Origin of the sequence: Haloferax prahovense, assembly GCF_000723845.1 — an archaeon.
Classification (GTDB): Archaea; Halobacteriota; Halobacteria; order Halobacteriales; family Haloferacaceae; genus Haloferax; species Haloferax prahovense.
The window spans coordinates 2,104,315-2,117,865 of record NZ_LK053000.1 but is presented as its reverse complement, the minus strand read 5'-3'; the positions used below and the strand labels follow the sequence as shown (position 1 = coordinate 2,117,865).

Below are 13,551 nucleotides of genomic sequence, written 5' to 3'. Positions count from 1 at the left end.
CTTATATGACATTGTAACACCCTTATGGTTTCAGGAAAAGTTGCTTATGGTGGTAGCTGTACCATTGGCGTATGACCAAGCCACACATAGACGCACCCTTCGCTCAGGGCGGGTTAGCCGACCCGACCGACGAGCGGTCGAACTGCGGCGTTGGGGCCGTCGTAGACCTTGAAAACGGCGCCTCGCACCGAGTCGTCGCAGACAGCCTCGAACTCCTCGAGAACCTCGAGCACCGCGGCACCACGGGCGCCGAGGAGAACACCGGAGACGGGGCGGGTATCCTGTTCCAGCGACCGGACGAATTCTTCGAAGCAGTCCTCGAAACCGAGCTTCCGGACCGTTACGCGGCTGGTTCGGTGTTCATGCCGACCGACGACGAGGTCCGCGAGCGCGTTTCGGCGGTTGTCGAGGATTCGCTGGCCGACCACGGGCTGTCCGTGTTCGACTGGCGCGACGTGCCGACCGACAACGCCGAACTCGGCGCGACCGCGCTCGAATCGGAACCCGACGTCTGGCAACTGTTCGTCGAGCCGGCCGGCGAGATGACCGCAGACGAGTTCGACCGGGCGCTCTACCTCGCCCGTCGCGCCGCCGAGAAGGCGGTCGATACCCTCGCCATCGAGGGCGCAGGCCGGTTCTACGTCTGCTCACTCGACCGCAAGACCATCGTCTACAAGGGGCTGCTCACGGCCGAACAGCTCCCGAACTACTACCCCGACCTCGGCGACGAGCGGATGGTGACCGAACTCGCGCTCGTTCACGCGCGCTTCTCCACCAACACGCTGGGCGCGTGGCACCTCGCCCACCCGTACCGCCAGGTCATCCACAACGGCGAGATAAACACCATCCGCGGTAACGTCAACTGGATGCGCGCCCGCGAGACGGACCTCCAGCACGAGGCCTTCGGTGACGACATCGAGACGCTCAGGCCCATCACGAAGGCCGACCAGTCAGACACCGCGAGCGTCGACAACGCGGTCGAACTGCTCCTCAAGGGCGGCCGCGAACTCCCGCACGTCCTGCGGATGCTCATCCCCGAGGCGTACCGCAACGACGACGCGATGGACCAGGCGCGCCGCGACTGGTACGACTTCCACGCCTCGCTGGTCGAGCCGTGGGACGGCCCCGCGCTCGTCGCGGCGACCGACGGTGACCGCATCGCCGCCGTCCTCGACCGCAACGGACTCCGACCGTGCCGCTACGAGGTGACGACCGACGGTCGCCTCATCGTCGCCAGCGAGGTCGGCGCGCTCGACACCGACCCCGCGGAAATCGAGTCCCGCGGCCGCCTCCAACCCGGCGAGATTTTCATGGCCGACCCCGACGAGGGTCGCGTCATCCCCGACGCCGAGGTGTTCGACTCCCTCACGGACGAGAAGTACGGCGAGTGGCTCGACGAACAGCAGCGCCACCTCGACGAGCTCGCCGGCGACGCGGACTCAACCTCGCGCGGACAGGTCGAGTCGCTTCGGGCGACGCAGGCGGCGTTCGGCTACACGCACGACCAGCTCAACCACATGATAGAGCCGATGGCCCGCGACGGCAAGGACCCCGTCGGCTCGATGGGCGACGACACGCCGCTTTCGGTGCTGTCGGACCTCAACCGCCCGCTGTTTACCTACTTCAAGCAGCTGTTCGCGCAGGTGTCGAACCCGCCTATCGACTACATCCGCGAGAAGCTCGTGACGAGCCTGGAGTCGCGGCTCGGCTTCCAGCGTAACCTGCTCGACGAGTCGGCCGACCACGCGCGCCAACTCGTCCTCGACTCGCCGGTCCTCACGGACGCCGAGACGGCGGCCATCAAGGACCTCGACGACGACATGCGCAGCGCCGTCGTCGACATCACCTACGAGCAGGGCGGCGACCTCCGCGAGGCCATCGAGGCCGTCCGCGACGAGGCCAAGGCGGTCATCGAAGACGGCGCGGATATCGTCGTCCTCTCCGACCGCAACGTCGGCTCCGACCGGGTTGCCATTCCGAGCCTGCTCGCGACGGGCGCGGTCCACCACAGCCTCGTCCGCAACGGCCTGCGGAACCACGCCGGCCTCGTCGTCGAGTCCGGCGACCCCCGTGAAGTCCACCACCTCGCCACGCTCGTCGGCTACGGCGCGGGCGCGGTGAATCCCTACCTCGCCTACCAGACCATCGAGGACGTCGTCGCCGGCCCCGACGGGGCCGACGAGGGCGAGGCCATCGACGCGTACGTCCACGCGCTCGAAGACGGCCTGCTCAAGACGATGGCCAAGATGGGTATCTCGACGGTCGAGAGTTACCGCGGCGCGCAGATCTTCGAAGCCGTGGGCCTCGCCTCCGACTTCGTCGCCGAGTACTTCGAGGGCACCGAAATCCGCACCGAGGGAATCGGACTCGACGTCATCGAAGAGGACCTGCTGACCCGCCACGCCGCCGCCTTCGGCGCGGACCCGAAGCTCGAACGACAGGGCGAGTACGAGAACCGCTCGGCCGGCATCCACCACGGCTGGAACCCCCAGACCGTCGGCACGCTCCAGCAGTCGGTCCGCGCCGGCGACTACGAGAAGTACAAGGAGTTCGCCGAGCTGGTCAACGACCAGTCGGAGCAGCTGAAGGCGCTCCGCGGCCTGCTCGAGTTCGACTCCGACCGCGAGCCCGTGGACATCGACGAGGTCGAACCCGTCGAGGACATCGTCAAGCGCTTCTCGACGGCCGCGATGTCGCTCGGCAGCCTCTCGCCGGAGGCCCACGAGAACAACTCCATCGCGATGAACCGCATCGGCGGCAAGTCCAACTCCGGCGAGGGCGGCGAACCGCCGGAGCGCTTCGGCACCGAAAAGGAGTGTAACGTCAAGCAGGTCGCCTCCGGCCGCTTCGGCGTCACCTCGCATTACCTCTCGTCGGCCGACGAGATTCAGATCAAGATGGCGCAGGGCTCGAAGCCCGGCGAGGGCGGCCACCTCCCCGGCAAGAAGGTCAACGAGATGATCGCCCACGTCCGCTATGCGACGCCGGGCGTCGGCCTCATCTCGCCGCCGCCGCTGCACGACATCTACTCCATCGAGGACCTCAAGCAGCTCATCTTCGACCTGAAGTCGGCCAACTCCGACGCCGACATCAACGTCAAGCTCGTCTCCGAGGCCGGTATCGGCACCATCGCCGCCGGCGTCTCGAAGGCGAAAGCCGACGTGGTCCACATCTCCGGTCACGACGGCGGCACCGGCGCGTCGCCGAAGACCTCCATCAAGAACGCGGGCCTCCCGTGGGAACTCGGCCTCGCCGAGGCCAACCAGATGCTCCGCGCGACGGGGCTTCGCTCCCGCATCCGCGTCTCCGTCGACGGCGGCATGAAGACCGGCCGCGACGTGGCCATGGCCGCCCTCCTCGGCGGCGAGGAGTACATCTTCGGGACCGCGTCGCTCGTCACCTCGGGTTGCGTGATGGCCCGCCAGTGCCACGAGAACACCTGTCCGGTCGGCGTCGCCACGCAGGACGAGAACCTGCGCCGCCGCTTCCCCGGCGAGCCCGACCACGTCATCAACTACATGACGTTCATCGCGCAGGAACTCCGCGAGATTATGGCCGACCTCGGCTTCACCTCGCTCGACGAGATGATCGGCCGTCCCTCCCTGCTCCGGCAGGTCGAGACGGACCACGAGAAGGCCAAGCACCTCGACCTCTCGTCGGTGCTGGCCGAGCCCAAGACGGGCGCGCGCCGCAAGACCGAAGACCAGGTCCACGCGGACATCGGGACGCACGTCGACCACAAGCTCATCGACGAGGCCGCGGAGGCAATCGAGGACCGCGAGCCGGTCGTCATCCGCCGCGACCTCTCGAACGTCGACCGCGCGGTCGGCGCGATGCTCTCGAACCGCATCTCCAACGCCCACGGCGGCGAGGGCCTTCCGGACGACACCATCCGCTGCGAGTTCGACGGTATCGCCGGCCAGACGTTCGGCGGCTTCCTCGCCCGCGGCGTCACGATGCGGCTCACCGGGGCCGCGAACGACTACGTCGGCAAGGGCCTCTCCGGCGGCCGCGTCATCGTCAACACGCCCGCCGAGGCCAACTACGAGGCCGCAGAGAACATCCTCATCGGCAACGTCGCCCTCTACGGCGCGACGCAGGGCGAGTGTTACGTCAACGGTCTCGCCGGCGAGCGCTTCGGCGTCCGCAACTCCGGCGTGAAGGCGGTCGTCGAGGGCGTCGGCGACCACGGCTGCGAGTACATGACCGGCGGCGTCGTCGCCGTGCTCGGCGAGACGGGCCGCAACTTCGCCGCGGGCATGTCCGGCGGCGTGGCGTACGTCTACGACCCCGACGACGAGTTCGCCGCGAAGGCGAACACCGAGATGGTGACGCTCGAAGACCACCTCGACGACAAGGACGAGGCGATGCTCACCCGCCTCGTCGAGAACCACCTCGCGTACACCGACTCCGACCGCGCGGCCGAACTGCTCGACGACTGGCAGTCGGTGCTCGGCGACTTCGTGAAGGTGATGCCCGACGCGTACGCCGAGGTCATCGCCGAGGACGGCCGCGAGGACGTCCGCAACGAACTCCCGGCGAAGGCGGGCGCAATCGTCGACGCCGGTACCGACAGAGTCGGCGCAGCGACGACGAGCGACGACTGAGGACCGACTCGACCGTCAGCGACTGACGGTTCGGTCGCCGTCCCGCGTTTTCTTGCTGTTCGGCGTGTTTTTTCGGACTGTTTCGTATCACTTACCGAACAGATAATGATGTGCCGTCCGGGGCCATGTCGGCGTGGACATGACCCGAGATTACTCGCGGCGGACAGTCCTCGCCACGCTCGGTGCACTCACGGCATCCGGCGTGGCCGGCACCTCGCTCGCGGACAGTCACTCGACGCCAGACTCGGACACGGTCACGACCGAGGATTGGTCGCAGTCTCGTGCCGAACCGGGACGCACCGGCGCAGTCGCTCCCGAATCGGCGCCCGACGACGAGTACGCCGCCCTGTCGTGGCTGGACGGAACGTGGCATAAGACCAGCGCGAACGAGGTACTCGTCGACGACGAGGCCGTCTTCCAGACGTTCTACACCAACGACAGTACGTTCCGCGGGGGCGTCGTCGCCTACGAGGCCGACACCGGTGAGGAACGCTGGAAATACATCGCGCCGGAGTACGGAGCGTCAGAACCCGGAATCGGCCGGGTAACCGACACACCAGCAGTGGCAGAAGGGACGCTCTTCGTGACGAGCGAGGCAGGATACACCGATTCTGACGTCAAATACGGTGGTCTCCACGCGCTCGACCTGGATACCGGCGAAATTAATTGGCAGAAGACACCAGCGGACTACGAGAGTCCGGACGCCAAGTGGCTCGGGACGCCGCTCATCGCCGACGGCTCCCTCTACGTCCAACACCTGACAAACGCCAGCGCAGACCCGGACCAACAGGAGTCGGTCGTCGCGGAACTCGACCCCGAAAGCGGCGAAGTCGTGTGGCGCTCCGACGCGTCGTACCGGTCCTATCCCTACATTGGCGACGACGAGACGCTCTACGGGATGGCGACGTACACCGACGCGGCGAACGAACTCGTCGCGTGGAACTCGAACGACGGGAGCAGGCGGTGGACGGCGGTGCTGGAAGACGGTGTGAACTTCGTCGACTCGGCCCACAAAAACGGTCGCATCTACCGTTCCTCCGGGAACCGGTTCCGAACGGACGAGATAAACCGAGTCGTCGCACACAGCGACGAGGACGGGAGCATCGAGTGGGAGACGAGACTCACACCCGACGGCGAGGAGTCGGCGCGGTTCATCAGCGCACCGGCCGTCGCCGACGGAACCGTCTACGTCACCACCGCGCTCGACGTGGATTCGGTGGCCGAGGAGGGTATCCTCTCGACGGTCTACGCGCTCGACGCCGACACCGGTGACATGCTGTGGACACACGACACCTCGACGGAACTCCACGGCGACCCGAGCGTCGCCGGCGACACCGTCTACCTCGGCGGGAGCGCCATCCCCAAGGCTATCGGAGACCTCGAACGCGAACGCCGACACCCCACGATACACGCGCTCTCGACCGAAGACGGGTCCCAGCAGTGGTCCTATCTGGTTCGACACGAGCAGGACGCACCGTCCCGAAAAGCATCGACGCCGGCGCTCGCGGGCGGACGAATCCTCACGGGCTATCTGGAAGAAGAGTCCACCGAGCAAGCCGGGGTGTTCGCCCTCGAAGGGAGTCCGGAGGCCCCCGATTCGAGGAATCTCCCGCGCTCCTCGGACGCTCCGGTCGCCCGCATCGTCACCGACCCCGAAGACGCCGACTCGACGAACCTCGATTCCGGGACCACCGTCGGCCTCGACGGAACCGCCTCGACGGGTGAGGTGGCGACCTACGAGTGGCAACTCGGCGACGGAGCGCAGTTCAGTGAGGAGGGAGCGACCACCGAAGTCACGCTCGACTTCTGTGGCACCCTCAACGTGACGCTCCGCGTGACCGGCACGGATGGGAACCAGAGTACGGATACCGTCAGCCTCTCTACCGACTGATTCCATCCGGTAGCGTCGTCATCTCCGAGAGGACTGACCGTTCCCGAACGAACTGTTTCACATCACTTACCTAACATATAATGATGGGTCGGTCGGGGATACGTCGGTGTAGAGATGTTCGAAGACCACTCTCGACGAACGTTCCTCTCGACGCTCGGTGCCCTCACGGCATCCGGCGTCGCGGGCACGGCGCTCGCGGACAGTCACTCGGCGACAGACGACGGTACTACCACGGCCGGGTGGTCGCAGTTCCGTGCAGGACCGGAGCGAACTGGCACCGTCGCTGGCGAAGCAGCACCCGACGGACCGGAAGTCACCGAGTCGTGGGTCGCCAACACCGGTGCAACGCTCATCGGTGAGAGCGTTGACGTAGACGAATCCATCGTCGCGCACGGAACCGTCTACCGCCCGTATCTGAGAGAGGGGACGACGTCCGAGGCGGGTGTTACCGCGTTCGATGCCGAGACAGGTGACGAACGGTGGGACGGCCCCGAAGAGAGTCACATCGGGCGCGTGGCCACCGAACCGGTTGTCCACGATGGCCGACTCTACCTGATAAGTGAGACACATCACTCGTCCAACTGGGAGACAGAACTCACTGGTCTGCACGCGCTCGACACGGAGACGGGCGAAGTCGTCTGGGAGACGACGCACACAGACTGGGAGTGGTCACCAGACGAGTTATGGACCGGGCCACTGCTCGCTGCCGACGGCACGGTGTACGTCTCCCACGTCACCAACGCGAGTGCAGGCGGGCAGGCGTCGACGACGATAGAGGCAGTTGACCCGGAGACTGGAGACGTGCGGTGGCGAACGGCGGCGGCCTACCGGGTGAACGTGGCCGCGTACAGCGACGGAGTCCTCTACGGTGTCGAGACGAACCTCGACGCGGCGAACGAACTCGTTGCGTGGGACACGACCGATGGGTCGGAACTCTGGTCGGCTCCCCTCGACGGCGGCGGGACGGAACTCGACATGGCAGTCGAAGGCGACACGATATACCGAACACCCGACGACTACTACTACGACGGCCCCAACCGCGTGTACGCCCACGACACTGCCGACGGGAGTGTCCGATGGCAGACTACGCTCTCGAGAGAGTACGAACCGACGTATCTCAGCGCACCGGCCGTCGCCGACGGCACTGTCTACGTCACCACCGCGAGGATAGACGCCTCGGTCGAAGACGACGGCTTGTTGTCGACGGTTTATGGCCTCGATGCGACGAGTGGAGACGTTCTGTGGTCACAGAACGTTGCGACGGAACTCCGTGGTGACCCGAGTGTCGCCGGAGACACCGTCTACGTCGGCGGTAACGCCCTCCCAGCGAACGAGGACGACCCAGCGTACCGCTACCCCGCCGTCCACGCCTTTTCGGGGACAGATGGAGCCGAAAAGTGGAGCTACCTCGTCAGAAAGACCGACGATTTGGGGACGTACCCCTACGAGGTCATCAGCGCCGAGACACCGACAGTCGCCGACGGGAAAGTGTACGTGAACCGACGGACGCAAGACGAGTATCCGTATCAATACGACGAGTTCCCCGATGGGATGGTCGCTCTCGAGGCGAGCGACACCGCGCCAGACGATGCGAACCAACCACGCACCGTCGACGGGCCCATCGCCCGCATCCTCCCTGACCCGTTAGAGGCAGACAACAGGGACTTCGACTCCGGGGTGACGGTCCACCTCGACGGGTCCGTCTCGACTGGTGACATAGAGACCTACGAGTGGCAGTTCGGAGACGGAGCACAGTTCAGTGAGACGGGTGCGACTACCGAGGTGACACTCGACTTCTGTGGCACACTCGACGTGACACTTCGCGTCACCGGCCCCGACGGCAACCAGAGTACGGTCAGCATCAGCCTCTCCACCGAGAGATAGTGGAGACAGTCAGTACCGAGACTGGTAGCTGACGGTCTATTTTTCCACCGGCCGTCCGAATTCGCCGATATGCCCCGCGAGTACGACAAACTCGTCCGCGACGACATTCCCCGAATCGTCCGCGAGTCGGGCGAGATGCCGGTCGTCCACGCCGCCGACGACGAGGAGTTCGACCGCCGACTGCGCGAGAAACTGGTCGAAGAGGCCGAAGAGTTCGCCGAGTCCGGACGCGTCGAAGAACTCGCAGACGTGTACGCCGTCGTCGACGCGGTCCTCGCCCGACGCGACGAGGATTGGGAGACGGTCCAGACGACAGCACGAGAGAAAGCGGCCGAGCGCGGTGGATTCGAAGACGGCATCGTGCTCGAACGGGTGGAGTGAGGTCCGCGCCGGCTACGCCGACGCGTGGTTAGACACAGTCGTCGGCACCGTCGCCAGCGTTTCCGTCGTCAGTCGACCCGCTTCCGTCGTCGGTCGAATCGTCGCTATCGGCGGGTGCGACGAAGACGTTAATCTGCGCATGCGCCTGCCGGCCGTAGATGTCTTCGACGTCCACTTCGACGAGTTCGTACTCGCTGTAGTCGTAGACGACTGTCTCGCTTCTGTCGTCTCCGTCGCCGTCCACGATGGTCGTCGGCCCCTGGAACTCCCAGTTGTACGAGTCGAACTTGCCCTCTCCGGTGACTTCGAAGGTTATCGGCTCCTCCGCTGTCGGGTCTTCGGTGCGGAGTTCGATGCTCGGGTCCAGTTCGCCCTCGCACTCGACGACGCTGAACGTCGTCGTCGCCTCCGCGGTCTGGTTGTACCCGTTCCGAACGACGAGTCTAGCGGTGTACTCTCCGATTTCGTACTCGTGTTCGGCGCGGACGAACCCACCCCCGGATTCCCGAACGTCGACTGTCCCGTCACCGTCGAAGTCCCACTCGTAGAGGAGGTCCGCGCGTTCCTCGTCGGTGAGGTCTTCGTCGAAATCGACTGCGAACGTCGTCGGCACACAGGCACCGGGCGTCGTCTGTTCGGGTTCGATGCTCGGCGTCGGTGCCGCGGGGGGGTCGGGGTGCGTCTCGATTGCCTCCCCCTGCGTGAAGAGCGTATCACCGCCGTGGGCCATCGCGTATTCGCCGCCCACGTCGGGTCTCCAGTTCTGCAACGCTCCGGACTGTGCGTCGAAGACGACGAGACCGCCAGCGACGTCCATATCGAGGTTGACGTAGAGGTTGTCGTCGGCAATCAACGGCGGTGCGTTGAAAGACACGTCGTATTCGGGGAGCGTCTTGCCGGGTTCGCTCCACCGTTCTTCGCCGGTCGCGGCGTCCAGTGAGACGAGAGTCCCTTCGGTAGTTGTCGCGGCGACCGTCCCCGCACCGACGGCGAGCGTCAGGGCGGGGTCGTACCCGCCGACGTCCGGAATCTCGTGTCGCCACGCCGTCTCCCCGGTGTTCGAATCGATGGCGTAGACGGACGTCGTCTCGGCGGTTCCGACGACGAACACGGTCCCGTCGTGGACGCTCACCGACGAGACACACGTCGCGTCACTCGCTGACGACCACACCGTCGACCCATCAGACGGATTCAAGGCGAGAACGCCGGACACCGTGGGGACGTAGAGCGTCCCGTCCGCCACCGCAGGCGACGTCGAACTCTGGATGTTGCTCAGCACCCGGTCGTCTTCGAAGCGGCGGAACGTCACGTCACGACGCCACAGTTCGGTCCCGTCCGAGACGTCGGAGGCGACGACGCTGTCGGGGTCCCCGTCGCCCGTCGTATCTTCGCCGACGAAGACGGTCCCGTCCGCGACGACGGCGGTGGTGAAAGTGGGGTTGCTCGTTCGCCACTGGACCTCGTAGGAACTCGTGTCCAACGCCACGAGTCCTTCGTCCGTCGGTACGAGGAGCGTCCCATCCGCGACCGCGGGCGTCAATTTGTAGTTGCCGCCCATAGTGCTGCTTCCAATCTCGACTAACGAGCCGTCGGTGGTGAACGCACCAAACAGGCCATCGCCCAATCGCAACCCCATGTAGACGACGCCGTCCGCGACGACGATGCCCGTGGACCCCTCGGGAGTGACCTCGAATTCGACATCTGCCCACGCATCTCGCAACGCCGCCGTTCCGAGCGAGTCGGTCGCCCTCGACCCGGTGTGCGCCGCGTCGCCCTGCAACTGCGGCCAGGCACCGGAAGCGTCCGCGACATCGGAGCCGTCAGCCGCGAGCACCTCGCTGCCGACGAGAGACCCGCCAGCAAGGAGCGCCGTCGATGAAAGCACAGTGCGTCTGGTCAGCGAGTTTTGGTCGTTTGTCACGGCTTACGGTGCACACCCGTGATGGTTCATTACACACCCGATAAACCGACTGCAACAGTCGGACGCGAGGCGCGCAATCCGCCGCGGTCGAGCGTTTCGCTGCGTGTCCCCTCGAACCGGCACCCGCCACCGATTCTCCCACGTTTTTCACCGCGCGCGCCCTCGACCGAGACATGGACAACGCACTCGTCATCGGCGGCACGCGGTTCATCGGCCGCCACCTCGTCTCGGAACTCCTCGACGGCGGCTACGCCGTGACCATCTTCAACCGCGGCAACCACGACAACCCCTTCGAGGACGACCCGCGCGTCCAGCACGTCCAGGGCGACCGAACGGACGACGAGGCGCTCCGGACCGCGAAGCTGACCGTCGACCCCGACGCCATCTTCGACTGCGTGGCGTACAAGCCCGCCGAGGTCGCCTCCGCGGTCGACATCTTCGCCGACGTGGACGCCTACGTCTACATCTCCAGCGGCGCGGCCTACGGACGCGAGGTCATTCCGAAGCGCGAAAACGAGACGCCGCTTTGCGACTGCACCGACGAGCAGGCGGCGGACGACTCGGGCGCGAGCTACGGCCCGCGGAAGGCCGAGGGCGACCGGGTCGTCTTCGAGGCGGCCTCGCGGGGTATCAACGCGATGTCCGTCCGCCCCTGTATCGTCTACGGCCCGGAGGACTACACAGAGCGCCTCGACTACTGGATCGACCGCGTGCTGAACTACGACCGCGTCGTCGTCCCCGGCGACGGGACGAACGTCTGGCACCGCGCCTACGTCGAGGACGTGGCGAGCGCGATGCGCGTCGTCGCCGAGGAGGGCGAGGCCGGCGAGGCCTACAACGTCGGCGACAGGCGGCTCGTCACGCTCGAAGAGATGGTTCAGGTCATCGCCGACGCCGCGGGCACCGACGTCGAAGTCGTCCACGCGGGCGAGCGCGAACTCGCCGCGACGGACCTCTCGATGGACGATTTCATCCTCTACCGCGGCTACCCGCACGTCCTCGCGACGGAGAAACTCGCCCGCCTCGGCTGGGAGTCGACCCCCGTCGAGGAGGCGATGCGCCGGTCGGTCGCCGACCACCGCGACAGCGACCGCGACGGCTCCGAACACGACCCCGGCCGCGACGCCGAAGAACGCGTGCTGTCGATTCTCGACACGCTCTGAGGAGGGTCGGAAAACCGGGACCGCGGTCGCGACGGGGTTTCGTTCAGCCGCTGAACTGGCCGTCGTGGTCCATCTCGGGGACCTCGTCTTCGAGCCACTCGCGGAACCACTTGACGCGCTTGAGCCGCTGGTGGGCGAAGCTCTGGGCCGTGTCGGTCTCGAGACGCGCGGACGCGTCGCGGCCGCGCTCGAAGACGCGCTCGACCATTTCGGCGGCGTCCATGTGCGTCCGCGCCTCGTAGCCCATCCGCAGGAGCATCAGCGCGGTGCCGTTCGCGCCGATTTTGTCGAGGATGTCGGCCTCGATGAGACAGCGCGTCTCCAGCGACACGTCCGTCAGCGGCCCCTGATACGAATGGTCGGAGACGACCTGACACACCTGGTCGACGAAGGACTCTGGGTAGTCGCCGTGGGTGCTGAGGAACTCGCGGGCGACGCGAGCGCCCTCCTCGGCGTGGACCTCCTGGTCGGCTTCGAGCTTCGAGATGTCGTGAAAGAGCGCGGCGACGCGGACGACGTCGACGTCAGCGCCCTCGCGGTCGGCGATGCGCGTCGCGAGGTCGACGACGTTGAGGATGTGATTGAACCGGTACTCCGCGGAGTGCCACGGGTACCAGCGCATCCGTCCGCCGTCGTCTTCGTTTTCGACGCTCGCAGAGAGATAGTCCGAGACGAAACGCTTCATATCCTCGAACTCCGCGTCGGAGACGGCCGACTCTTTGATTTCAACGCCCACGGCAGAACCTCCGTAGGTGTTGGCACGTGCGTATTCTCATTACACGGAATGAGGGTCGTTCCACTCTTAGGCGTTACGACCACCCTGAGTCGCGCGAACCGGGCTCTCGGGCGACCAGACCGGGTCTCGTGGCCGGCGGTGTGACTCGGTGCCACATCGGCGGGAGTTAACTCGACCGACCGCGTCGTCCCCGCCGTGACCGAAGCACGATACCTCGACGACGCGACGACACACGAGTTCGAGGCGACCGTCGAGACGGTCCGCGGAAGCGACCGCGTCGTCCTCGACCGGACCTATTTCTACCCGACCGGCGGCGGCCAACCGAACGACACGGGCACCCTATCGAGAGACAGCGAGAACGGCGACGGCGAGACGTGGGACGTGACGGACGTGCGGAAACGCGACCGAATCGAACACGTCGTCGCGGGCGACGCCCCCGAGCCGGGAACGACCGTCTCCGGACGCGTCGACGCGGCGCGGCGGCGGGCACACAGCCGCTACCACACGGCCCAGCATCTCCTCTCTGCGGTCCTCCTCGACGAGTTCGACGCCGAGACGACCGGTAACCAGCTGTACGCCGACCACGCGCACCTCGACTGCGCCTACGACCGCTTCGACGGCGACGACCTCCGGACCATCGAGACGCGCCTGAACGACCTCGTCGCGTCCGACCTCCCCGTTCGGTGGTACAGCCTCGACCGCGACGAGGCCGAGGCGACGCTCGACCCCGAGCGCACCCGACTGCACCTGCTCCCGGACTCGATTCGAGAAGTCCGAATCGTCGAAATCGGCGACTCGGACGACCCCTTCGACCGGACCGCCTGCGCGGGGACGCACGTCTCGGCGACGGGCGACATCGGCACGGTTTCCGTCACCGGGCGGACCACCCAAGGCTCGACTCACGAGCGCGTGAACTTCGTCCTCGAATAGCCGATTCGACCCCGACTGAACCCGACTGACCGCCCGCG

The 13,551-nt window shown here is 66.2% G+C and carries 8 protein-coding genes; 6 read left to right on the top strand and 2 right to left on the bottom strand.

All coding sequences use genetic code 11. The features are described from left to right. The first annotated feature begins 71 nt into the window (after positions 1-71). The 4 genes from gltB (at position 72) to BN984_RS10640 (ending at position 8,763) form a co-directional block, all read left to right on the top strand. A complete protein-coding gene (gene gltB, locus BN984_RS10655; RefSeq protein WP_049968190.1) occupies positions 72-4,607 on the top strand; it encodes a glutamate synthase large subunit in 4,536 nt (1,511 codons plus the stop codon). 139 nt (positions 4,608-4,746) lie between these two features. Further along, entirely contained in the window at positions 4,747-6,498 is a 1,752-nt protein-coding gene (locus BN984_RS10650; RefSeq protein WP_049968606.1) for an outer membrane protein assembly factor BamB family protein, read from the top strand. A gap of 114 nt (positions 6,499-6,612) precedes the next feature. Next, positions 6,613-8,382, top strand: a complete 1,770-nt coding sequence (locus BN984_RS10645; RefSeq protein ID WP_049968189.1) for an outer membrane protein assembly factor BamB family protein — start codon at positions 6,613-6,615, stop codon at positions 8,380-8,382. 69 nt (positions 8,383-8,451) lie between these two features. After that, on the top strand, positions 8,452-8,763 hold the full coding sequence (locus tag BN984_RS10640; RefSeq protein WP_049968188.1) for a nucleoside triphosphate pyrophosphohydrolase: 312 nt from the start codon (positions 8,452-8,454) through the stop codon (positions 8,761-8,763). 28 nt (positions 8,764-8,791) lie between these two features. On the opposite strand, the gene BN984_RS10635 is transcribed toward BN984_RS10640, so the two are convergent. Then, the gene (locus BN984_RS10635) at positions 8,792-10,648 is read right to left on the bottom strand and encodes an outer membrane protein assembly factor BamB family protein (protein ID WP_156037890.1); all 1,857 of its coding nucleotides are present in this window, start codon (positions 10,646-10,648) and stop codon (positions 8,792-8,794) included. 209 nt (positions 10,649-10,857) lie between these two features. On the opposite strand from BN984_RS10635, the gene BN984_RS10630 reads away from it, so the two are divergent. Then, positions 10,858-11,847 carry an NAD-dependent epimerase/dehydratase family protein gene (locus BN984_RS10630; RefSeq protein ID WP_049968186.1) on the top strand — a complete coding sequence of 330 codons (990 nt, stop codon included), beginning with the start codon at positions 10,858-10,860 and terminating at the stop codon, positions 11,845-11,847. A 43-nt stretch (positions 11,848-11,890) separates the two neighbouring features. Here the strand turns inward: BN984_RS10630 and BN984_RS10625 are convergent, their stop codons facing one another. Next, complete coding sequence (locus BN984_RS10625; RefSeq protein ID WP_004972562.1) at positions 11,891-12,583, bottom strand: HD domain-containing protein; 693 nt, start codon at positions 12,581-12,583, stop codon at positions 11,891-11,893. Between the two features lie 195 nt (positions 12,584-12,778). Between BN984_RS10625 and BN984_RS10620 the strand changes: the two genes are divergently transcribed. Beyond that, entirely contained in the window at positions 12,779-13,513 is a 735-nt protein-coding gene (locus BN984_RS10620; RefSeq protein WP_049968185.1) for an alanyl-tRNA editing protein, read from the top strand. Positions 13,514-13,551 lie beyond the last annotated feature (38 nt).

Coding starts and splice junctions, on each gene's coding strand:
- gltB (WP_049968190.1), top strand. CDS start 72: ATGACCAAGCCACACATAGACGCACCCTTCGCTCAGGGCGGGTTAGCC.
- BN984_RS10650 (WP_049968606.1), top strand. CDS start 4,747: ATGACCCGAGATTACTCGCGGCGGACAGTCCTCGCCACGCTCGGTGCA.
- BN984_RS10645 (WP_049968189.1), top strand. CDS start 6,613: ATGTTCGAAGACCACTCTCGACGAACGTTCCTCTCGACGCTCGGTGCC.
- BN984_RS10640 (WP_049968188.1), top strand. CDS start 8,452: ATGCCCCGCGAGTACGACAAACTCGTCCGCGACGACATTCCCCGAATC.
- BN984_RS10630 (WP_049968186.1), top strand. CDS start 10,858: ATGGACAACGCACTCGTCATCGGCGGCACGCGGTTCATCGGCCGCCAC.